This is a genomic window from Lacticaseibacillus daqingensis, assembly GCF_003946115.1.
Taxonomy (GTDB): domain Bacteria; phylum Bacillota; class Bacilli; order Lactobacillales; family Lactobacillaceae; genus Lacticaseibacillus; species Lacticaseibacillus daqingensis.
On record NZ_RHOH01000007.1, the window covers coordinates 112,074 to 137,225 of the forward strand.

The 25,152-nt window shown below is 56.8% G+C and carries 9 protein-coding genes, 1 tRNA gene and 1 CRISPR repeat array (1 of these 11 cut by a window edge); of the genes, 3 read left to right on the forward strand and 7 right to left on the reverse strand.

Features of this window, described 5'->3' with window-relative positions:
* Positions 1-120 precede the first annotated feature (120 nt).
* The 3 genes from EKM88_RS09695 to EKM88_RS09705 all read right to left on the reverse strand — a co-directional run bounded on the left by EKM88_RS09695 (position 121) and on the right by EKM88_RS09705 (position 3,184).
* A complete protein-coding gene (locus EKM88_RS09695; protein ID WP_125705637.1) occupies positions 121-2,004 on the reverse strand; it encodes a heparinase II/III domain-containing protein in 1,884 nt (627 codons plus the stop codon).
* Between the two features lie 219 nt (positions 2,005-2,223).
* Positions 2,224-2,304 (reverse strand) — tRNA-Tyr (locus EKM88_RS09700).
* Between the two features lie 40 nt (positions 2,305-2,344).
* The gene (locus EKM88_RS09705) at positions 2,345-3,184 is read right to left on the reverse strand and encodes a metallophosphoesterase (RefSeq protein ID WP_125705639.1); all 840 of its coding nucleotides are present in this window, start codon (positions 3,182-3,184) and stop codon (positions 2,345-2,347) included.
* Between the two features lie 317 nt (positions 3,185-3,501).
* On the opposite strand from EKM88_RS09705, the gene EKM88_RS09710 reads away from it, so the two are divergent.
* Complete coding sequence (locus EKM88_RS09710) at positions 3,502-5,361, forward strand: heavy metal translocating P-type ATPase (protein ID WP_125705641.1); 1,860 nt, start codon at positions 3,502-3,504, stop codon at positions 5,359-5,361.
* 58 nt (positions 5,362-5,419) lie between these two features.
* The gene (locus tag EKM88_RS09715; protein ID WP_125705643.1) at positions 5,420-5,737 is read left to right on the forward strand and encodes an ArsR/SmtB family transcription factor; all 318 of its coding nucleotides are present in this window, start codon (positions 5,420-5,422) and stop codon (positions 5,735-5,737) included.
* A 63-nt stretch (positions 5,738-5,800) separates the two neighbouring features.
* On the opposite strand, the gene EKM88_RS09720 is transcribed toward EKM88_RS09715, so the two are convergent.
* Both EKM88_RS09720 and EKM88_RS09725 read right to left on the reverse strand, forming a co-directional pair.
* Positions 5,801-6,442 carry an NEAT domain-containing protein gene (locus tag EKM88_RS09720; protein WP_225418465.1) on the reverse strand — a complete coding sequence of 214 codons (642 nt, stop codon included), beginning with the start codon at positions 6,440-6,442 and terminating at the stop codon, positions 5,801-5,803.
* Complete coding sequence (locus EKM88_RS09725) at positions 6,423-8,357, reverse strand: hypothetical protein (protein ID WP_125705645.1); 1,935 nt, start codon at positions 8,355-8,357, stop codon at positions 6,423-6,425. Before EKM88_RS09725 ends, EKM88_RS09720 begins: the two co-directional genes overlap by 20 nt.
* Before the next feature lie 220 nt (positions 8,358-8,577).
* On the opposite strand from EKM88_RS09725, the gene arsC reads away from it, so the two are divergent.
* A complete protein-coding gene (gene arsC, locus EKM88_RS09730; protein WP_125705647.1) occupies positions 8,578-8,979 on the forward strand; it encodes an arsenate reductase (thioredoxin) in 402 nt (133 codons plus the stop codon).
* 193 nt (positions 8,980-9,172) lie between these two features.
* On the opposite strand, the gene EKM88_RS13390 is transcribed toward arsC, so the two are convergent.
* The gene (locus tag EKM88_RS13390) at positions 9,173-10,489 is read right to left on the reverse strand and encodes a C39 family peptidase (protein ID WP_191988716.1); all 1,317 of its coding nucleotides are present in this window, start codon (positions 10,487-10,489) and stop codon (positions 9,173-9,175) included.
* Between the two features lie 84 nt (positions 10,490-10,573).
* Positions 10,574-11,599, reverse strand: coding sequence for a helix-turn-helix transcriptional regulator (locus EKM88_RS09740; RefSeq protein WP_125705649.1), 1,026 nt, complete (start codon positions 11,597-11,599; stop codon positions 10,574-10,576).
* A gap of 324 nt (positions 11,600-11,923) precedes the next feature.
* A CRISPR array of direct repeats spans positions 11,924-25,152; the repeat unit is 32 nt; unit sequence ATTTCAATTCACGCACTCACGTAGAGTGCGAC; it runs 1,421 nt beyond the window's last position.

A 25,152-nucleotide genomic window follows, 5' to 3' on the forward strand; every position in this document is an offset into this window, starting at 1 on the left:
TGCCTAGCCTTTGACCAGTTTTGGACTTAAGCGCTTAAGTCATGGCCACTTTATATCACCGAAAACGGTTTCAGTCAATTAATATCACTCGCCGGCCGATTCATGCGCGCCCGGCACCACCTACGCCAAGCGCCAGTGCGCCAGCGCGCGGTCGCCCTCACGCTGAAACAGGTTGAGCTCGCCGATGGTGGGCACACCCGCCACCACGGTTGGGGCCATCAGGTTGGCCGGCGGTTGTGGGGCGACGGTCAGCAGCCACTCATGGGTGGGCCCGTGCAGGGTGAACCCCGCGGTGGCAGCCGCGCCGACGCCGGCGGCCAGCGGCGCCTTGACCACCGCATCAAGCGCGCCAAACACCGTCACCTGCGCGTCCCAGTCCTGAAACGCGTGGGTCAACGTGAGCCGGTGCGTCGTCGCCTGAACATTGTACGCCGGCGCCCATGGGCCGATGGTCACCTGCGGCGTGCCCGCGGAACTCAGGCACATCAGCCCCGGGCCCAATTGCGCCCCGCCGGGCACCACAGTCGGCGTCAGCGTGGAGCCCAATTGAAAGTAACGGGTCGCGGTGTGGGCCCCGGCGGCCTGCACCACATCCAACAGCACATAGGCTGAGCCGTCTGGGAGCCCCAGCCACGTTCGGGTCACCACGGCGTCGGCGTCGCGGTAGCGCATCCGCACCAGCGCCTGTTGCGCCAGCGGCTGCAGCGTCATCGCCAGCGGCTGGCCCACGCCCGTCACCTGCCACGCGTCGATCGGCACGATCGCCGGGCGGTCGTCCAGCACCAATGTGTTATGCGCCGCGGCGCTTTTGAGCGTGCGTCGCAACGGCCCATCGACATAGGTGCCGCGCCCCGGGTCGATCAGCACCGGCACGCCACCGATCACCAGGTCGATATGGCCGAGGTTGGCGTGGCCGTGCCCACTGCCGACCGGCCCCGCCGCAGCGTGCCAAAAATCGGCCGTGGCCTCATCCCCGCTGCGCCAAAACGCGTTGCCGCTGATCGGGTCGAAGAACTGCCGTGGCCGCGCCAGGTGCCCCGCCTCGGGTACCGGCCAACTGCTGTGCGCCAAGGCCAGCAGCAGCCAATCGTACGTCCCGCGGACCGCAGCCCAACGTAGCGGTTGCCCGAGCAACACCTCCGCGGTCGTCAACACGCTGGCGACCGCAATGGCGTCCGAATCGCCTTGCTGCAGCAGCTGCCCCGACGGCAACACGGCCTGACTTAACGCCACAGCCAGTTGGTGCAACTGGTGTAACACTGCGGGCGGCGTCGCGGCACCGGTGGCCTGCCGCGCGGCCACCACCGCCAGCCCCGAGCGCAAGACCTCCAGCTGGTACAGTGGCGCCTGCTCCCAGTGACTGCCGGCCGGGGTGACCTGTAGCGCGAACCCTTCCTGCCACCGTTCGGCCGCCCACGCCTGCTGCGCGCGCGACACACTCGCCGGGTGCCGCGCCGCGTAGGCCAGCACTCCACTGGTGATCAGAATGCCCCAGTTGGACAGTCCGTCAGTGGGCCGCTCATGGGCCATCAAAAACGCGATCTGCGCGCTGACCGCCTGATCGATCTGCACCTGTTCCGCCACCGTCAGCTGCGCCAGCCGTTGCAGTGACGCGACAACCGGCGCCCACGCCATCAACCGCAAGCCGATATCCAGCGTGCGCCAGTTGGTCGGGTCCGCATCGGCCACCACCGCCGACAATAGAAGCGCTTTCATTTTAGCGAAAAATCGTGGATCATCGGTCAACAGCCCCGCTCCCAGCAACTCAAGCAGGTATTCCTGGCGCTGAAGCATATAGCGCCACTCCGGGTCACCGTTGGGCACCGCTCGCCAGTCCAACGGCGCTAAGTGCACCGTTGTCTGCGTCGGCTCCATCGCGTACGGGGCATCGAAGCGGTAATCATCTTGCATCAGCCGCTCAGCGCGTGCGATCAGCGCCGGACCCTCCAGCGCTTCCGCGGTGGCCAAGTGCTTTAAGTGCGTTGCCCATGCCTGTTCCGTCATGTGGCCCCACCCCCTTTCTCACCCCCCTGCCGGCCGCGGTTGGTCCCCCACTGGCCCGCCTGGTCGTGTGGTTTGCCAAAATTCTGCATCTTTCGTCACCTCCTGAACGGTTGCAGTCTAGCACGCGCGTTCACAATTGCCCAGTAACTTGCTCAGCAGCTTCCCAAATCCAAAAAAGCGCCCCAAGTTTCCGGTCGGAAACTTGGGGCGCTGCTGTGATGGAGGATCTAGGATTCGAACCTAGGAACCCGAAGGAACGGATTTACAGTCCGTCGCGTTTAGCCTCTTCGCTAATCCTCCATAAGTGGTGCGCGAATCAACGTTTTATACTATACAAAATTTACGCCGGCGTGGCAACCTTTTTTTCCGGAATGTCCAGCACCACCAGTGTGCGCGTCCACTCGGTGAACCAGTCAGCAGACTGCCACTCGTACAGGCGGCGAAGGCCGTACCCCATCGGCTGGTGGTAAAATACCGTGCGGTCGACCGTCAATGGGGCCTCGCGGCGGTGCAGGTGACCGTACACGACCGCCGAAACCGCGTGCGCCTCCAGGAGTGTCCCAAGGTGCGCCGACCCCATCAGGGCCATCGCCATCTGCCAGTACTCCGGCGCCTCCGGTGGGGCCATCGACAACCCCGTCGGAACAAAGTGCGTGGCGTACAAGATCCGCTTACCCGCGTTGGCGGCCAGTGCGGCCTGGGTGGTGGCCAGCACCCGCGCCATCCGCTCGGCATCACTCACCGGCTGGTCGATCCCGCGGTCGATCCAGTAGGCGCGCTTCCACTGCGCAAACTCCGCCGCCGTTTTGTGCAACCAAGGCGCGGCCAGCGAGTAATCGTACCAGCCGTTGTTGCCGACGATCACCGTGTCCGTGTTCGGCAGCGCCAGCGTTTGCTCGTGCAGGTACAGCGGATCGACCGGGCTTTGCGCCTCCGCGTAACTGATCCCGTTGACCAAGTCGTGGTTCCCAGCCAAAAAACGCACGGTGGTGGTCGGCGCCTGCCGTTGCAACGCCTGAAAAAACGCCAGCGTCTTGGTGAAGTCGTTGAACGTATCGCCGGCATTCACGTACACGCTGATCCGGTGTTCGGTCAGGTAAGCCGCCTGCCGAGCCACGACCGCTTGGGCGTCCAGTTGATTCACGTCCACATGATTATCAACACTAAAGGCTACCTTCATCGCAAACCCTCCGCTTTCAGTGTCGCATCATCTTAGGTTGTGTGCAAGTCATTTTTGTGTGCGCATCAGCGCCTGCCGCCAGTACGCTCGGTGTTCCTAAAAAATTCCCAGTCATGCGGCCAGAACAGAACCCACAGCCGTTAAGGCGAAGCGCCCACTTTACGCCGTGAGCAGGCCCGCCCGCGAGACCTTGGCGCAGGTCATTTTTTCAACGCTTGGTCGTTGACAACCGCCTGCGTCAGCTGATACAGTGGTCTTATCAAATGAATGATTGTTCATATGTTCAATCGTAGTAAGGAGATCTCTGGAGATCACTGATGAAACTTAACCGCGAAACCACTGCTTACCTGCTTGGCGCTGGCACCTTTCTGGTGTCCTTGGTCGTGCCCCCGGCGGCCCAGGCCGCGCTGGCCACCCTCGCCACGGGCCTGGCCGGCTACCATGTGGCCTGGGAGGGCCTGCATGACACGGTGGTGCAGACCCAGGCCGCCCACCGCTTCACCCCCAACATTCACCTGCTGATGATCCTCGCCGCGCTCGGGGCACTCGCCATCGGGAGTCCCACCGAGGCCGCGCTGTTGATCCTGATTTTCGCCGGCGCCCACTTTCTGGAAGAATACGCTGAAAACAAGAGCCGCAGCGCGATCACCGCGCTGATGGCCATGGCACCGAACAATGCGCGGCGCTACACCGCAGGCGGCCGCGTCGAGGTGGTGGCCGTCGACGACTTAGCCGTGGGCGACCGACTCCTGATTCAAAACGGTGCGCAGATCCCCATCGATGGCACCATTTTGACCGGTACCGGCGCCATCAACGAGGCCGCCATCAGCGGCGAGGCCATTCCGCGCGAAAAAGGGCCGGGCGACCCGGTGTTCGCCGGCACGCTGAACGGCAACCACCCCTTTGACATGACCGTGACCAAGGCCGCGTCAGACACCGTGTTCGCGCAGATCATCCGGCTCGTGGCGGCAGCGCAGAACACGCCGACCCAAACCGCCTCGATGATCCAGCGCTTCGAGCCGCGTTATGTGCGCTTGGTGCTTGCCGCCCTGCCACTCGTGCTTTTGGCTGGACCGCTTGGCTTTGGCTGGTCTTGGGCCACCAGCTGGTACCGCACCATCGGCTTTCTCGTGGCCGCCTCCCCGTGCGCCTTGGCGGCCAGCGCCGTCCCTGCCACCCTGGCCGGCATCACCACGCTGGCCAAAAACGGCGTGCTGTTCAAGGGCGGCCGCTACCTGGCCAACCTCAAGCAGCTCAAGGCGATCGCGTTTGACAAAACCGGCACGCTGACCGCCGGCCATCCGAGCGTGACCGACGTGCGGTTCAGCGCCGCCGTGGTCGAAGCCGAGCTGTTGCCTGTCATCGTCGCGATGGAGCGTCAAAGCAACCACCCGCTGGCAGCGGCGATCGTCGCCCATTTTCCGACGGTCCCGCCGTGTGACGTGACCGTGCACAGCCAGCTGGGCCAGGGGCTTTCCGCCACCGTTGCCGGCCACCAGTTCATCATCGGCAAGCCCGCCCGCTTTGCGCCTGTCCCGGCCGCGTGGCAGGCGCAGGTGGCCGCGCTCACCCATCAAGGCAAAACGGTCATTTTGATCGCCCGAGACGGGGTGGTGGTAGGCCTGATCGCCTTGCTAGACGCACCCAAACCCAGCGCCAAGGGAGCCATCGACTACCTCAAGGCGCACGGTGTGACCCCGGTCATGATCACGGGTGACGCCCAGCCCACCGGCGCCGCCGTGGGGGCGAGCCTGGGCATCGACACCGTGTACGCCAACGTGATGCCGACTCAAAAAGCCAGCGTCATCAGCCGCCTGCAGGCCCATTTTGCCCCGCTCGCAATGGTCGGCGACGGGGTCAACGATGCCCCGGCGCTGGCCAGCGCCGAAGTCGGCATCGCCATGGGCGCCGGCACCGATGTGGCCATTGACGTTGCCGACGTCGTGCTGGTCGACAACGACCTGGCGCGCCTCGCCTTTGCCCACCGAGTCTCACGCAAGCTCGACCGCATCGTGCGCGAGAACCTCGTTTTTGCCATGAGCGTGGTCGTGCTGCTGGTGGGGTTGAACGCTCTGCAGCTGACCAACATCGCGTGGGGCGTGGTGCTTCACGAAGGCAGTACCCTGCTCGTGATCCTGAACGGCCTGCGCCTGCTGCACATGCGCCGCGAGTCGTGACCTACCGCCGCAAATCTGTTAGACTAACCGTTAGACAAACAAGGAGCGGTGACGGCAGATGCATGAGCAAACAGACACGATTCCCACCGATGAGGACCTCCGCGAGGTGCTGGCAGTGTTCAAAACGATGAGCGATGCGACCCGCCTGCGGATCATCCTGACCATCGCCGAGGGGCCGATCACCGTGACCGAGCTCGCCGAGCGCCTGGATTTGGGCCAATCGACCGTTTCCCACCAGCTGCGCCTGCTCAAGCAGGAGCGCCTGGTGCTGGGCGACCGTGACGGCAAGCAGATCTTCTACCGGCTCGTGGACGACCACGTCCTGGCGATTTACCACCTGACGCTGGCCCACATTCAGGAACGCCGGCAGCACTAACGCAATCGGCATCCCACGCTTGCCCGGGCATTTCGGGCGGCGGCGGATGCCGATTTTGGTGGGTCAGTGACGCCGGATGAGGCCCCACGCCCCGGCCGCCAGCAGGAGCACCACCGCTGGGCCGCCGAGCAAAACGGCCCGCTGCGTCCGCGCATTTTGCCGGTTCAGGGCCCGGATCGCAGCCGCCTGTTGCCGCGTTGCGCGCGCCGTTGACGCGCGCTCAGGCACCACCCGGGCCGCCGGCGTGGCCTTGGGGTCAAGCTTGGGCAGTGCCGACTGGGCAAACTGGAAGTCGATGGGTTGCTGCGCGGCGTAGACTCCGGCCACATTGATGGCAATGGTGGCCTTGATGCGGCGGTCAAGGGCGGCCGTTTGAAACGCGTAAGTGTAGTCGTACTGCCCGCCATGGCGCGTCTTCGTCACGTTGGCCGGACCGCTGCCGTCAATTGCCAGCACGGTGACCGGCCACTTACCGAGGCTGGCACTGGTGCGGATCGTCATCGTGACCAAGTACTGACCGCCGTTGGCCACCACGGTTGCCGGCTGGACAAAATACTGCGTCGCCATCGAGGCGTGCGCGGTGCCACTGGTCAGCGCCTGGTACCCGACACTGGCCGCCTGCACCGGTTGCGCGCGGTGGGTCAGCGTCAGGCCCGCCAGTAAAGCCAACAAAACCAGCCAACTGCTAAGCGTTTTGTGCATCATGCACGCCCTCCTTGCCGTGTTTCTGGCGCCACTTAATGACGCCGGTCGCCCCAATGATCGCCAGGCTGGCAAGGCCGAACCCGCCCAGCTCCGCAACGATCGGGTAGTGTTTGAGCGCCGGCAACTTCACCGGCTGCGCCGCTTGCACCCCGCGGAGGCGCGGCTCGCTCGGCTGCTTGGCGATCTGAATCGGGGCTAACCCGCCGCTGGCCGATGCCGGGGTTGCCGTAGCGGCCGCCGCGGTGCCCTTGCCCGTGAACGTCAGCCACAGCGTAAAGGACTGCCCGGTGATGCCCGCCATCGGCACCCGCATCGTGATCACCATCGGCAGCGGCTGATCCAGGGCCGTGGCGGACTGAATCAAAAAGCCGAACTGCCAGACATCGCGGCCGGCGCTGACCCGGTGCGTGGTGGCCACGACCGAGGCGCCGTTGACCGACACTGGGGTGAACTGCACCAGCCCGGCGGTGGCGGTCACCGTCAGCAGCACCTTGTAGCCGCTTGGCGTTTGCACCACCTGCGCAGTGTGCGTGAAGTACGCGTTAGCCGTGGACAACGCACTGCGCGCAGCGTTCCACACGGTGTAGCCAACGGTTTGCGTCGCCAAGCCCGCGGTCAACACGTGCTGCCCTGTGCCCACTGTGGCCGCCGCGGCCACGGGTTGCGCCACTGCCCCGGCCTCAGTCACCGGCAGATCGATCAGAAAGAAGGCCGGCTGCGTCATCTGCGTGCCATCCGGCAGCGTCAGTGCAAACGTCACCGGCACCGGGCGGCTCAGCGCGGCTGTGGGCAGGGTGAACACCAAGTCGGCTGCGTTGCCGTGCTGCGCCGTCACCTGTGCCAACTGGCCCGCAACGCGCAACTGCCGCAGGTATAGCGCGCCAGTGGTGGGCAGCGTGAGGGTCGTCTCGGCACCGTGCGCTTGCGTCGTCGCCGTTTGCGCGAGAAACTGCTGGGCGGCGGATGGCTGGCCTGTCAGCTGACCGTTCACCGACTGGTAGACGCGGATGCCCACCGTGCCCGGCGCGGGCGGCGGCGTGGGGTGAACCGGCATGGTGGCGGCAGGGGCCGATTGCGCCGGGTCGGTGACCGCACTCGGCGGCTCATCGGGCGCCGCATCAGCCGTTCCAGGGGCTACGGCCGGCAGCAGCGGCGTCGCGAACACCAAGTCCGCCTGCTGCGTCATGTTGATCACCACCATGGTCATTGTGGCCACCACGGTTGCCGTGGCGAAGCTTTGGTCCACCGTCAGCACCAGGTCCGCCCCGCCGGCGGCCGTGGGCGTGATCGTCGCTGCCTGGTCGCCCACGGTGAAGGTCTTCAGCATGCTGCCGTTTTTGGCCATGTGCAGGGTCACCGTGGTCGGCTGCCCGACCGTTGCCGTCACCGTTGCACTGCCGGTGAAAAAGCCGTTGGCCAGCGAGGGCTGCGTGGTGCCGTGCTTATTCAGCTGAAAGGCAACTGCGTGAGTGCTGACCGCCGGCGTCGATGGCGCCAGCGCAGCGTCAAACACCAGGTCCGCCTGCTGCGTCATCCCCATCACCTGAATGGTGACGCGCACGCGGGCCGTCGCAAACGCGTCATCGACTGGCAGCGTAAAGTCCGCCGTGTCCGCGCCGGTGCTAGTAATTGTGGCGGTTTGGCTGGCGGTTTTCAGTGCCGTCACTAGGCTGGCATTGCGACTCAGGTGCAGCGTTACCGCCGTCACCCGGCCGTCCGCGGCCTGGGTCAAGGTCGCCTGCCCGGTGAAAAAGCCGTTGGCGAGCGAAGGCTGCGTGGTGCCCGCCTTGTCCATCTGATAGCCCACCGTTGCCGGTGCTGCCGCGTGCACCGGCCGCGCCGCCAATGCCCCGAGCATCACGCCGACTAACACAGTGAGCGCCACCCATAACCGCACGATTTTCGTTCCTGTCATCCACTTGCCCCGCTTCTGCGCCGCACGCTCAACCGCATCGGGTCACGCCCAAAGCCGCCAAGTCAAAGATAAAGCGCTTTAATACCCCGATTATCAGCAAGTCGGTAAGCGGTGTCAATGCAATGACAGATCGAGGTAAGAAATGAAACAGATTGCCCCCCACTTGCCCGGTGCGGCATCAGGTGCGACAATGAACGCAACCACAACCCGGAGGTGCGCCATGCCCAAAATTTACTTTCTGTGCACCGGTAACACCTGCCGCAGCCAAATGGCGGAAGGCGTTGCCCGCCACCTGCTGGATGCCAGTTGGACGGTGCAAAGCGCCGGGCTCACACCGCAGCGCCTGAACCCCAACGCCGTGCGCGCAATGGCCGAGGTGGGCCTCGACATCTCGGCCCAACGCGCCAAACCGATCGATCCCACCTTTTTGGCCAGTGCTGACCTTGTCGTCACCCTGTGCGGTGATGCCCGGGACCAATGCCCCACCACCCCACCACACGTCACGCGCGTGCACTGGCCGCTGCCGGATCCAGCGCTTTCCACCGGCGATGACGCGACGGTCATGGCCGTTTTTCGCCAGGTACGCGACGAGATCAGTCGGCGCGTGGCAGCGCTCGCTTGATCGCAACCACACCAAAAAACCGAAGCGACTGGTGATCAGCCACTTCGGTTTTTCTATCGCCAATCGCGTCACGTGGTGTTGACCGACTGCGCGCCTCTCCCAGCCGCCGTCCCCCCGAACCAAGCGGCCAACCGGTGCGCAATCCTCAGTATGGCACATCCCCTGTGCACGATTTGAACAGCACGCCCCGCCGTTAGCCGATCGCCACGGCAAACTTCATCAGGTTGTACGCCGCCATGAAGGTGCTCTGGCTGATCCAGTACGTGCCGTTGGCCGGGTCCACCACGTGAAAACTGCCGGCTCGGTAGCCATCCAGCGTGACCACGTGGGCGTTGTTGACGCCGCGGCTCCACGCGTAGCTGCCCCACCGCGGCGCGTTGTAGTGGTTGACGATCCACACCACCACCGGTTTGTTTTGATCGATGGCCGCCACGAAGCCGGCGCTGTCCGTGCCGCTGATATTGGTCGCGGTCCCGTACTGGCTGATCCACGGCACGAAGGCACTGGGGAAAATCGACTGGTAAAGGGGCCCATCCGCGATCTTGAACGGGCTGTAAACGAACCCGTGGTACGGATTATCGTCGGCCGCGATCGGCATCGTGTTGAGGAAGCTGACCAGGTTGTAGCCGGTCGCTTGCCCGTGATAATGCAGCGCCTCCAGCGCACTGGCCCCTTCACACCCCATCGGCGCCCCCGCCGCATACTGATCGATCCGCGCAACGCCCAGCACCTTGCTGGCGGCCGGCGTCGTGGCCGGCGCAGCCGCTTGCGTCGATGGTGCGGTGGCCGTTTGCGCTACAGCAGCCGCAGCCTTGGCCGCAGCCGCTGCTTTGGCCTTGGCGTCAGCGGCGGCCTGGGCCGCCTGGGCCGCCGCGGCATGCAACTGATCGCGCTTGGCCGTTGCCAGCGGACTGTACTTCGCCACGAACCCCGGGGCTTTGAGCGCCTGGATCGCCGTCAGCACATCGGCTGCCGCCGCTTCCGTTTGGGCCGCCGCCAGCTGGTGGACCAGGTTCAGCTCCGTGGTGACCAGCGCCACACGCGCGGCGATTCGCTTAGCGTACTTCGGCTTGGCCGCCTGAACCGCCTTGAACGCCGCCTGCAGCGGTGCTGGGTCAAACTGTTCGTCACGCAACGTGTCCTGTGCATCCAGCGCTTGCGCTAACGTCGTCTGTACCGTCAAGATCTGTTTGGCCGCCTGCACGTTTTGGCGCGCCGTGGTCAGCCGCTTCCGCTGGGCGGCCGTCAGCTTTTTTTGCTGCGCGGTCGCCGCCTTCTGCGCCGTGGTGACTTTCGCCAGCGCCGTCGCGGTCAGCCCCTTGCTCGGCTGCGTGGCCGCGCGGTTCGCATAGAGTGTCGCCACCGCCTGCTCAAAGTGCGTGAGCCGTTCAACGGCCGCTGACGCGTGCGGCGCCGGCTGCGACTTGGGCGCGCACCCGCCCAGAAGCAACGCCAGCCCGAGCCCTAATCCCAAGGCAGCCAGTGCCTGCCAGTGTTTGACCCATGTCATCGTTTTTCCCTCACAATCGTGTCGGTGCCTGCAGCGCACCATTGCCTGTAGTGTACCAGCCGCAGTGTGCGTTATTTGCACAGGTCACTGCGCCCCGTAGCTCGCCAGCGTCCACTGCATTCGCGTGATGACATAATCCCGCAGCGCGGTCGGCTCAATCACCTTGAGCATGTGCGCCTGCTGCAACAACCACATTCGGATCCCGTAGCCGTCGTTCACTTCAATGGCGAACCGAACCCGCTGCTGCGTCCATCCCGGCCAAGTCGGCCAGTTCGCCTCAGGCACGGGGGTGGCCAGCTGCTTGGCCTGGGGAAACCGATCGCGCACGTACTGCGGGTCCGAGAAGTAATCGATCACCAGCGTCACCGGATTGCCCAAGAACGGCAGCGCCGTGTGCTGGCGCAAGCGCCCGGTTTCCAACCGCTGGGCCTGCGATGGCGCCGCCGCCCGCCCCACCCGGCGCACCGCGGTCATCGACGTGAGCGCAAACTTATGCAACCGCGTCACATCGAGGTCGTCATAGGCGCTTTCGCACCCGGACGTCATGAAGAAGTACAAGTCGGCAAAAAACACCGCAGTCGGCACCCGCTCCAGCACCACGGCTTGGCCGTTGAACGTATACGTGAACCGGAGCCGCGCATGCTCGCGAATCGCCTGCACCACCACTGCCAGCGTGGCGAGCACCGATTCGGCCGCCTCATCCGGGACCCCGCGGTACTGCTGCCAATCGCTTTGAAGCAACGGCTTCAGCGCCGCTGCTTCCACCTGCCCCAACAACGCCTGCAGAATCGGAGCCATCTCCGTGTTGCTCAGCCCCCGACTGGCCAGCAAAATCTGGCCCACCGCCAACCGCTGTGTCGGTGTCAAGGCCACCGCGCTGCGCTGCTTGAGCTGGTACGTGCCGCGGCCTGCCGCCGTGCTGATCTGAAACTGCTCAGCCAGCCCCGCCTCTGCGATCATCGCGCGAATCTCGCGAATATCGCGCTGCACCGAACTTTCCGAGCACTGAAACTCACTTGCAAGCGCGGTTTTGGTCAGCGCCGCCCCAGTAAAAAGGCGGAGCATGATCATCACCGTCCGTTTGCTCCCCCGCAAGCCTCCTGTCGCCATCCGTTCCACCTCCAGTTTGTTGCCCTAATTGTCCGCTACCGCCGCGTGCACGTCAATCCGCGAGGCGCGCGGGATTACAGGCGACTGAACGAGTTTCAGGGAAAACGACACACGGCCAATGCAAAAATTGGCGCGAAGCAGGGGCAAAAACGCGATCGACCGAGTGTTCACGCCTCCACTTAAATTTAACACCGCGTTAAATTTTTAATTTTCCGCGTGTCCTTTTGCCTGAAACGTGACGTCTTACGGTAGTACGGTCGGCCCGCGAGTCTTGGCGCCCCTTGCATCGCGCAACTCAACCACCAGACGAAACTGACGAATGATATTTCAATTCACGTACTCTCGTAGAGTGCGACCCTGACCCCCTCACCCCACTAAACGGGCCCGATTATTTCAATTCACGCACTCTCGTAGAGTGCGACCACGTCACGCTAAGACCCTTGCCTTTGCCCGTGATTTCAATTCACGCACTCTCGTAGAGTGCGACGCGGCTCAAGGAGCTGGTGGTTGCGGAGGGTGAATTTCAATTCACGCACTCTCGTAGAGTTCGACTCGGTTGGTGAGAAACTGAGCGCGGTCGGTACATTTCAATTCACGCACTCTCGTAGAGTGCGACGCACATCCACTGACCATGCTCGAGTGACTCATCATTTCAATTCATGCACTCACGTAGAGTGCGACGAGTAGGGATACCAATGATTGTCATCTGTGAAAATTTCAATTCACGCACTCACGTAGAGTGCGACGCTAGATCAATACATGGATCGCTGGCTTTACAAATTTCAATTCACGCACTCACGTAGAGTGCGACGGCCATGAAGGCTTTTGCCTCACGCTGCATCTCATTTCAATTCACGCACTCACGTAGAGTGCGACTGTCGGTAGTCGTAGATGTGGTAGGTCTCCGCATTTCAATTCACGCACTCACGTAGAGTGCGACGCGTGCGCTTGGCTAACCGCCAAGTGGGACTGATATTTCAATTCACGCACTCACGTAGAGTGCGACCGCGCCGTCAAACGGCGGCGCAAGGATCCCACAATATTTCAATTCACGCACTCACGTAGAGTGCGACCAGTCACGGGGTCAGGCTTTGGCGACGGCATCATTTCAATTCACGCACTCACGTAGAGTGCGACCTCCTTCAGCCAAAAGTCAGTGAACGTGTCTGATTTCAATTCACGCACTCACGTAGAGTGCGACATCAAGCAAGCAACTGAAACCGTGAAGCAAGAATTTCAATTCACGCACTCACGTAGAGTGCGACTCGGATAAACCCAGCGCTGCCTTAACTTGCTCTTATTTCAATTCACGCACTCACGTAGAGTGCGACGATCAAGGTGTCAGTCAAATCGACATCATGTCATTTCAATTCACGCACTCACGTAGAGTGCGACTGACTCAGCACGGTGCACTTGATGTAGCCCGCCGATTTCAATTCACGCACTCACGTAGAGTGCGACTATGTAGGAAACGAATCGGTTTCGTTCAAACATATTTCAATTTACGCACTCACGTAGAGTGCGACAGTCTTCTACAAAATCCTTTTCCATTGCTGTGATATTTCAATTCACGCACTCACGTAGAGTGCGACGCCGTGTTCTCGATGGCAGAGACACGCCGGGTTATTTCAATTCACGCACTCACGTAGAGTGCGACTTGAGGTTGGTCAGGCACACCTCCAGCTCCCACTCATTTCAATTCACGCACTCACGTAGAGTGCGACGTGTAGCCTTCGTGTTCCTTCCCGTCTTTGTCCTTATTTCAATTCACGCACTCACGTAGAGTGCGACTCTAACTGGTGTGGTATCGGTGCCAGTTGGTCGAATTTCAATTCACGCACTCACGTAGAGTGCGACTCAATCCAAGCGTTTTTACAATTCATAGGGAGATTTCAATTCACGCACTCACGTAGAGTGCGACAAGCGCTTTGGGCCAAGTTTGTTGCTTGGATCCAATTTCAATTCACGCACTCACGTAGAGTGCGACGATCGATGTTACAGGCGTACCGAAACGGCTCAAATTTCAATTCACGCACTCACGTAGAGTGCGACTACGCAGACGCCCGCACTCACATGACGCTGATATTTCAATTCACGCACTCACGTAGAGTGCGACTGCGGAGCGGATATAATAACAGGGTTTTCCAACTTATTTCAATTCACGCACTCACGTAGAGTGCGACAATGACGATATTTCATTGGAAAGCGGGTACTAATTTCAATTCACGCACTCACGTAGAGTGCGACGCAATGAATCACACTTTGCTCAGCCGGGTATTGAATTTCAATTCACGCACTCACGTAGAGTGCGACCCGGCGGTAAACGACAGCCACGAGACGTCTGAAATTTCAATTCACGCACTCACGTAGAGTGCGACGGAAGAGCAGTATCCGTTGTTCGCGGATGCCAAATTTCAATTCACGCACTCACGTAGAGTGCGACACTGGCTGGTGTTTATGAAAGAGGTGCGAAATATTTCAATTCACGCACTCACGTAGAGTGCGACCTTGGAGGAGTAACTTAAGTATAGCACCGTAAAATATTTCAATTCACGCACTCACGTAGAGTGCGACGATGAAGGGAGATCATCATGGGACTGACACTGATTTCAATTCACGCACTCACGTAGAGTGCGACCAGCTTGTCAGCAGACAGGATGTTGGTGCACCAATTTCAATTCACGCACTCACGTAGAGTGCGACCTTGGCAACACAACGAGCGCCGCCGAATTTTGATTTCAATTCACGCACTCACGTAGAGTGCGACCCTTGACGTTTTCGGTCGCTTGGAGTTCAGACTTATTTCAATTCACGCACTCACGTAGAGTGCGACGGTATTTCAAGGCGGGTAGGGTCGAAACGTTCGATTTCAATTCACGCACTCACGTAGAGTGCGACGGTAGACTGGTGATAAATAACGAAAGGGGAAACATTTCAATTCACGCACTCACGTAGAGTGCGACTGATACGCCGCCAACGGCCTCTCAGTACGTCAGATTTCAATTCACGCACTCACGTAGAGTGCGACGCCATCGATAATCGAGTTTGCATAATCGTCGTATTTCAATTCACGCACTCACGTAGAGTGCGACCATTTCGTTTTCTTGCTCTTCGGTAATCACTGGATTTCAATTCACGCACTCACGTAGAGTGCGACCATTTCGTTTTCTTGCTCTTCGGTAATCACTGGATTTCAATTCACGCACTCACGTAGAGTGCGACCATTTCGTTTTCTTGCTCTTCGGTAATCACTGGATTTCAATTCACGCACTCACGTAGAGTGCGACCATTTCGTTTTCTTGCTCTTCGGTAATCACTGGATTTCAATTCACGCACTCACGTAGAGTGCGACCTTCGGGCCGGTCAGCATCGAGACTGGCACGTATATTTCAATTCACGCACTCACGTAGAGTGCGACAATATTCGCTCTGTTGCGCGATATAAGCGACTGATTTCAATTCACGCACTCACGTAGAGTGCGACAGGAAGCTAACAAGGCACTGCGCAAGGCTATCGATATTTCAATTCACGCACTCACGTAGAGTGCGACGCGGCCTTCGCTTGTGCTTGCTCGTGAGACTTGAATTTCAATTCACGCACTCACGTAGAGTGCGACAACAAGAAGCCGCGCTCCAAAGACATCGTCATATTTCAATTCACGCACTCACGTAGAGTGCGACGAACACACCAATCAAAGAGGTGGCGCGTCGAACTGATTTCAATTCACGCACTCACGTAGAGTGCGACGCGATTCATCCGGTTCATGATCACGTGGTGGTATTTCAATTCACGCACTCACGTAGAGTGCGACCGTATCATATCCAGCGCGTGCACGTTGGGATTATTTCAATTCACGCACTCACGTAGAGTGCGACTGGTTGTTGCGCTTGCGATTAACTGGCACCTGTGATTTCAATTCACGCACTCACGTAGAGTGCGACGCAAGCACTGTTTATATCACTGAGACGGAACACAAGATTTCAATTCACGCACTCACGTAGAGTGCGACGCAAGCACTTCGCACCGTATGCACTGGCTTGGAAATTTCAATTCACGCACTCACGTAGAGTGCGACAGGCGTTACGGTACCAGCGGCATACGCGTTGATATTTCAATTCACGCACTCACGTAGAGTGCGACGCAATGATCGCAACTATCGCACTGGCGACTACTTGATTTCAATTCACGCACTCACGTAGAGTGCGACTGGCGCCACCCTAGACGAAAAGGGCGGCATCTTGGAATTTCAATTCACGCACTCACGTAGAGTGCGACCAAGGCAATCACTTATCAACGTAAGGAGCTCAAATTTCAATTCACGCACTCACGTAGAGTGCGACGGTGATGGCGGCGCGTGGGTCAACGCGGCTATCATTTCAATTCACGCACTCACGTAGAGTGCGACTCTACGCCGATGCCCGCACACACATGACGCTGATATTTCAATTCACGCACTCACGTAGAGTGCGACGAGGAAATTATGCAGATCACTTTAGCAGGTAAAATTTCAATTCACGCACTCACGTAGAGTGCGACGTGACCTTGCCCGCACTCCCTCCGTCTGCTTTGGTATTTCAATTCACGCACTCACGTAGAGTGCGACAGTATCAGCCAGTAGCTCACCCGCATAGTACGCATTTCAATTCACGCACTCACGTAGAGTGCAACAGCCTGCGGAATCATGTTCTTGAGCGCGTAGGTATTTCAATTCACGCACTCACGTAGAGTGCGACGGCTGGGCGACATTTTCACAGCACCACTGCAAATTTCAATTCACGCACTCACTTAGAGTGCGACTTCATACCATTCGAGCCTTATGTGGTTATCCTCATTTCAATTCACGCACTCACGTAGAGTGCGACGTAATTCTAGCACCTCTTTAATTACATTGATAATTTCAATTCACGCACTCACGTAGAGTGCGACTACGGGTCACGTTGAGCTGGTTACTATTAGATTATTTCAATTCACGCACTCACGTAGAGTGCGACATCTTGGTAAAGCTTTCCAGTGTCGCGAATTGGAATTTCAATTCACGCACTCACGTAGAGTGCGACATGGTTGGCGACATTACAGACGCGTCCGATAGTCTATTTCAATTCACGCACTCACGTAGAGTGCGACTGACCTTCGTACTGCTCGTGGCCGCCTGAGCAATTTCAATTCACGCACTCACGTAGAGTGCGACTTATTGGCGGCGTCCTTCTGACTTCCACTTTCTGATTTCAATTCACGCACTCACGTAGAGTGCGACGGTGCTCAAAGTCAGGACAATCGAATGTTGTAATTTCAATTCACGCACTCACGTAGAGTGCGACGTGGTTCCTCGATGATCTGACCGTTACCGGCGTATTTCAATTCACGCACTCACGTAGAGTGCGACGCACGTCTTTGTCGTGCCCCTTGTCAATGGAAATTTCAATTCACGCACTCACGTAGAGTGCGACCTTACAAGCTTCATTGCTCGCCCTCCCCATACCGATTTCAATTCACGCACTCACGTAGAGTGCGACTGGTGAGGCTATCCGTTTTGTCGCCAGCACGGTTATTTCAATTCACGCACTCACGTAGAGTGCGACAAGGTCGAGCGCCGTCACACTGCCGTCTTTGTCATTTCAATTCACGCACTCACGTAGAGTGCGACCGTAAACACGGGCGCATATACGGGCGGCACAAAAATTTCAATTCACGCACTCACGTAGAGTGCGACACGAACCCGAACGAAACGACCAAAGACCACGCATTTCAATTCACGCACTCACGTAGAGTGCGACATTGGCATGAAAGCGACCGGTGACCCAGACATATTTCAATTCACGCACTCACGTAGAGTGCGACTTGCTTCACGGCTGCCGATCTTAGCCTCGGTGTCATTTCAATTCACGCACTCACGTAGAGTGCGACGCAGACACGGCTGGAGTTCTTCAACAAAACGCTATTTCAATTCACGCACTCACGTAGAGTGCGACGCCGCTGACAGCGATGAAAACGACAAGTCAATCATTTCAATTCACGCACTCACGTAGAGTGCGACGACGCAAGTATGTGGCGGGATTCCGTCGATTAGATTTCAATTCACGCACTCACGTAGAGTGCGACAGGTGAAGCCGCAGCTACTGCGCGCAACGCCGAATTTCAATTCACGCACTCACGTAGAGTGCGACAGTAACCCGGGTCAGCGCTATTCAGAGCTCTCATTTCAATTCACGCACTCACGTAGAGTGCGACGAACGTGCTTGACCAGGTTGTCCTGAATACCAAATTTCAATTCACGCACTCACGTAGAGTGCGACCCTTGTCGCTATCCTCGACATGGCGCACCATGTTATTTCAATTCACGCACTCACGTAGAGTGCGACCCACAACAAAAAACTAAGTAGCGCCGACCAATCATTTCAATTCACGCACTCACGTAGAGTGCGACAATGCCGCCCGCGCCATCTTCAGGCGTGCGTTCAATTTCAATTCACGCACTCACGTAGAGTGCGACTGCACGAATGTCTTGGTTCGCGATGTCGTCAGATTTCAATTCACGCACTCACGTAGAGTGCGACGGATACTGGTATGGCTCGTGGCCACCGCGTCAGCATTTCAATTCACGCACTCACGTAGAGTGCGACGACACTGATGCTTATTGATTCCGGGGAGCCGATATTTCAATTCACGCACTCACGTAGAGTGCGACCGGCTTCGCAGCGGGTTATCTAATCGCTGATACATTTCAATTCACGCACTCACGTAGAGTGCGACAAGGCATTCAAATAATCTAGGAGGAAATTAATTATTTCAATTCACGCACTCACGTAGAGTGCGACACGATTGACCACGACGGCTCAAGGTGAAAAGTGATTTCAATTCACGCACTCACGTAGAGTGCGACGGTCAGTGGAGATGGCCACGCGATATGGTATCCAAATTTCAATTCACGCACTCACGTAGAGTGCGACTGATAGACATCCCTTCTGTCACCCCAGCGCGTGATTTCAATTCACGCACTCACGTAGAGTGCGACTTACATTGCGACCTACGCGCTGTCTATCATCGAATTTCAATTCACGCACTCACGTAGAGTGCGACTCCTTAGCGATGCTGCGGAACTCCTTCCGCATATTTCAATTCACGCACTCACGTAGAGTGCGACCTCTTGGCGGATAATGAATCCGGGAAGGAGGTATTTCAATTCACGCACTCACGTAGAGTGCGACGTGGCCGGACGTGCAGATTGAGGAGGACAAGCATATTTCAATTCACGCACTCACGTAGAGTGCGACACGGTGCCGGCGGAGTTATCCTACATCGTGGTATTTCAATTCACGCACTCACGTAGAGTGCGACAGGCGATACAAGCATTGAAGGCGATTCGCTTGATATTTCAATTCACGCACTCACGTAGAGTGCGACCTAAAACAAAAACGGGTCAAAAACTTTGGTCTATTTCAATTCACGCACTCACGTAGAGTGCGACAGCGTACTTGTATGAACACTTCGACTTGTCAACATTTCAATTCACGCACTCACGTAGAGTGCGACCCGATTGGAGGGTAGTATATGGATTTATTAGTTATTTCAATTCACGCACTCACGTAGAGTGCGACACTTGGCACTCCGGCAGATGGCGTTATCTCCAAATTTCAATTCACGCACTCACGTAGAGTGCGACGGATCAGCGCCTCGTTGATACAAAAGACACCTATATTTCAATTCACGCACTCACGTAGAGTGCGACGTTTGGTGGATCGGGTACAACAATGATGGCTTGTATTTCAATTCACGCACTCACGTAGAGTGCGACCTACGATACTAAGCCCAACGACGCGTTGGTCTATGATTTCAATTCACGCACTCACGTAGAGTGCGACGGTTGCAGGGTATGCCAAGCTGGTAAGCCGAACAATTTCAATTCACGCACTCACGTAGAGTGCGACAGCTAAGCAGCATCGGCATCGGGTGACAGTTGAATTTCAATTCACGCACTCACGTAGAGTGCGACCTGACAAGTGGCGTGATCGCCGTGAGGTGCAAAACATTTCAATTCACGCACTCACGTAGAGTGCGACGTTGACGCGAAGCACCCACCGCGCGAATCGTCCTAATTTCAATTCACGCACTCACGTAGAGTGCGACCTAGCGTGGTTGCTCGGCTATCAGATTGAGGAGATTTCAATTCACGCACTCACGTAGAGTGCGACCACAACCAGAACCCGATCGCCATTGCTGATTGTATTTCAATTCACGCACTCACGTAGAGTGCGACGGTCAACCGAATATCTGTGTGAGCGCAGCTTAGGGCATTTCAATTCACGCACTCACGTAGAGTGCGACCACAGTCTTACATGAATATGCTAGTTAAACCGTTATTTCAATTCACGCACTCACGTAGAGTGCGACCGGTCGAATTGCAGGGTCTGCCATCGCTGCACTAAATTTCAATTCACGCACTCACGTAGAGTGCGACATTTAGGTTCGCCAGAGGCGGCCTTTTTGATTGATTTCAATTCACGCACTCACGTAGAGTGCGACATTTGGAGTCAGCTGATTATCGGTGTCTTAAGTGATTTCAATTCACGCACTCACGTAGAGTGCGACCGAGATCGAGCGCTACGGCTTGCAGGACTGCGAATTTCAATTCACGCACTCACGTAGAGTGCGACCAAAGACTTGCATCACATCATGTTGGACACATCATTTCAATTCACGCACTCACGTAGAGTGCGACGCCCTAGTTGTTCAATCTCGGCCATGGTTAACATATTTCAATTCACGCACTCACGTAGAGTGCGACAACCCACGCAGTGCGGCCGAAGAAGCCTACTTATTTCAATTCACGCACTCACGTAGAGTGCGACGCGCTGGCCAGCGATGAGAAGCGGCTCGATTCACTATTTCAATTCACGCACTCACGTAGAGTGCGACTGCCGCTTGGTCTCGTCCGTGTAGGCCTGCTTATTTCAATTCACGCACTCACGTAGAGTGCGACACGGCCCGCCGCTACCTGGTGGAACTGTGTGATATTTCAATTCACGCACTCACGTAGAGTGCGACCCGCGACGGTATCAGCATGGACGAGGCGATCAAATTTCAATTCACGCACTCACGTAGAGTGCGACAACTCTGTTGGCACATGCGATCAGTTCCTCCAAAATTTCAATTCACGCACTCACGTAGAGTGCGACTCGGCCTACACATAATCACGGCTTCACAGTTAGATTTCAATTCACGCACTCACGTAGAGTGCGACGCTGATGATTCGCGCTACTATGATCCAGAGTTATTTCAATTCACGCACTCACGTAGAGTGCGACGTTCAATTTTTCTAGATCTTCCAATTTTTCTTTATTTCAATTCACGCACTCACGTAGAGTGCGACTTGTGGCAATGTCGCACCAGAAGCAACAAGCGCTATTTCAATTCACGCACTCACGTAGAGTGCGACGCAGGCCTGCCGTTGCAACGCACGGTTAGAATTATTTCAATTCACGCACTCACGTAGAGTGCGACCCATTGCGTCGCTGTATGCTACTCATTACTTTAATTTCAATTCACGCACTCACGTAGAGTGCGACCTGGTACGAGCAACTCTAACCGCTTCGGGCCAATGAATATTTCAATTCACGCACTCACGTAGAGTGCGACGACACGGTACCCGATGCTGGCATTGCAGACGTGATTTCAATTCACGCACTCACGTAGAGTGCGACATTGCGGCGCCGTTTAATTGATCCTTGATAACTTATTTCAATTCACGCACTCACGTAGAGTGCGACCAGATAAGCGTCCACGACTTCGCCACCGCGGAAATTTCAATTCACGCACTCACGTAGAGTGCGACTACAAAACTTAAGCCATTAGGAGGCTACTACCATATTTCAATTCACGCACTCACGTAGAGTGCGACCGTGGTGATGCCGAAGTGCATGTCGTATAACGATTTCAATTCACGCACTCACGTAGAGTGCGACGGCAGTTGGTCATAATCATCGGTGCCAAATTTCGGATTTCAATTCACGCACTCACGTAGAGTGCGACGGTGATAGTGGTGGTTATGGTAGTGTCTCCTTATTTCAATTCACGCACTCACGTAGAGTGCGACAACACCGTCCACTGTAAGATCTGGATGATTCTTATTTCAATTCACGCACTCACGTAGAGTGCGACGCTTCGGTTGGCGGAGCAATGGGCGGCGGAAAATTTCAATTCACGCACTCACGTAGAGTGCGACGCGGTTAAGCTGGTGCTTGTCAACGTCAGCCATATTTCAATTCACGCACTCACGTAGAGTGCGACTATCGCGAGCTGTTTAATATAACCAAATTCCTCATTTCAATTCACGCACTCACGTAGAGTGCGACGCAAGTATGACAGACGAAGGAAAGATGTATGCAGTATTTCAATTCACGCACTCACGTAGAGTGCGACTACTACAGCCAAGGGCTGACGCGATTTGAAGTATCATTTCAATTCACGCACTCACGTAGAGTGCGACGATTTTGCGCTTACCTGGTCGATGATTCAGAGAGTGATTTCAATTCACGCACTCACGTAGAGTGCGACTGCGCCAGCCTTTGCTAACTTCCACGCGTTGTTATTTCAATTCACGCACTCACGTAGAGTGCGACATCTTGGATTCAAATTCTGGTTCGCAATCATTATTTCAATTCACGCACTCACGTAGAGTGCGACGGCCAGCGTCTACTTGAGTGACGATGGGTATCTATTTCAATTCACGCACTCACGTAGAGTGCGACCGTCAGCGGGTCGGTGCTGTGTAGCTCGTCTGGATTTCAATTCACGCACTCACGTAGAGTGCGACCTCATCGTCAGCCATCCATCGTCTTCCCAACCATTTCAATTCACGCACTCACGTAGAGTGCGACGGTGTCAAACCCAACTGAATGGCCTACTTTAGTATTTCAATTCACGCACTCACGTAGAGTGCGACTGGAACCGTCGTAAGTCAGTGCCTTTCTTGTAATTTCAATTCACGCACTCACGTAGAGTGCGACCCGGGGCATCGTGGCAATGCAGCCCCCGGGAGTCATTTCAATTCACGCACTCACGTAGAGTGCGACTTCACAGCGTCCTTGATTGCCGCCTCGGACTGATTTCAATTCACGCACTCACGTAGAGTGCGACAGCCTTTTCTTGCGCTTCGTCCACGACCTGCTATTTCAATTCACGCACTCACGTAGAGTGCGACGCGACAGGCACGAGCAAGGCGTGCCGTGGGCTTATTTCAATTCACGCACTCACGTAGAGTGCGACCGTACGCCCTAGCACCTTTCCGGTGTCGTGGTCATTTCAATTCACGCACTCACGTAGAGTGCGACGGCGCGCTTGTGTTGCCAGCGTTGAGACTGATAATTTCAATTCACGCACTCACGTAGAGTGCGACCCGATACCACCGGCCGTGGCCACACCCAGCAGATTATTTCAATTCACGCACTCACGTAGAGTGCGACGACAGAGATAATCTCACCTGCGGGGAGGTTAAAATTTCAATTCACGCACTCACGTAGAGTGCGACGATACCTGACGGCTGTGGTGTCGCAGTAGCTCCAATTTCAATTCACGCACTCACGTAGAGTGCGACGGACGAACACTCCAGTCGATGCAAACAATCACGATTTCAATTCACGCACTCACGTAGAGTGCGACCATAGACGCGGCGCAAAAGGCTATCGATGCCGCATTTCAATTCACGCACTCACGTAGAGTGCGACGGATTTCACTATGCAGCTCAGCGGCGGCAGCATATTTCAATTCACGCACTCACGTAGAGTGCGACATTCGGCGCGGCTGTCCTGATGGTCGGTGCAGATTTCAATTCACGCACTCACGTAGAGTGCGACGGTCCCAGCATACCGTCATCGTGGACGCCCAGCATTTCAATTCACGCACTCACGTAGAGTGCGACGAACGTGTGGACAATCAACTCGACTTCTGGACATTTCAATTCACGCACTCACGTAGAGTGCGACCCGTTTGCCAGCATCAGCGCGGTCCAGCTCAAATTTCAATTCACGCACTCACGTAGAGTGCGACCCGCAGTCACACTGGCACAGCCAACATGCCGATCATTTCAATTCACGCACTCACGTAGAGTGCGACCTCCGGTCAGCTCAAAGACACCGACGCCTTTCTATTTCAATTCACGCACTCACGTAGAGTGCGACCATGGCCGCATAGGAGGAAAATCATGAACAAAGTTATTTCAATTCACGCACTCACGTAGAGTGCGACGCTAAGCGTGCGCGAGGAGTTGATTTGGCACAAATTTCAATTCACGCACTCACGTAGAGTGCGACTACTCATCTCGCGCCTCCCGTGTGGTCTTTGCAATTTCAATTCACGCACTCACGTAGAGTGCGACTCGTATGTGAGCGTTGCGCCTGCGGTAATTCCCGATTTCAATTCACGCACTCACGTAGAGTGCGACCGTCTTCAGCGCGGACAGGTTGACCGCATCGATATTTCAATTCACGCACTCACGTAGAGTGCGACTTGCCCCACCCACTTGGTGCCATCCGACTTGTAATTTCAATTCACGCACTCACGTAGAGTGCGACCTCGACCAGCTTGGTGATTTCAGGCAATAACTTAATTTCAATTCACGCACTCACGTAGAGTGCGACGCGGCGTCTTTACTATCAGTCTGTGATTTGTTGTAATTTCAATTCACGCACTCACGTAGAGTGCGACCGTTCCATTTCCGCCTAGGGCTTTGTAGCTGCGATTTCAATTCACGCACTCACGTAGAGTGCGACGTGTCTGGCGCGTGGAGGGAACCGGCGAAATCGTATTTCAATTCACGCACTCACGTAGAGTGCGACTCGTTACTCGGGTCAAGCGTGCCATTGAGTGTATCATTTCAATTCACGCACTCACGTAGAGTGCGACCGTTATGCTGGTGCATCTGCTTCGGCCACAATCATTTCAATTCACGCACTCACGTAGAGTGCGACGCGGCCTCCGTGGAAAGGGGTCGCTTTTTATGTATTTCAATTCACGCACTCACGTAGAGTGCGACTATGACGTTGGGAAATTACCTGATCCCTGTAAATTTCAATTCACGCACTCACGTAGAGTGCGACGCCGCATTTAAGATACCAAAACGCCTACAATCATTTCAATTCACGCACTCACGTAGAGTGCGACAGCATGGTTTCGGTGAATTCCCCCGCATAATCATTTCAATTCACGCACTCACGTAGAGTGCGACTCGCTTGATGTTGCCATGATTAGTCCTCCGTATATTTCAATTCACGCACTCACGTAGAGTGCGACGGTAGCTGTAACCCGGTAAAGACGGGTCGGAACAATTTCAATTCACGCACTCACGTAGAGTGCGACCCTTCTTGACGATAGGAGTTGCCAGCAGTTCGGATTTCAATTCACGCACTCACGTAGAGTGCGACCGGGCAACGCCTCGATTATCACGGGGAAAGATATTTCAATTCACGCACTCACGTAGAGTGCGACCTTGCCAAACAGCCGCAACGTGATTTTTGTTTATTTCAATTCACGCACTCACGTAGAGTGCGACGACGATGCTT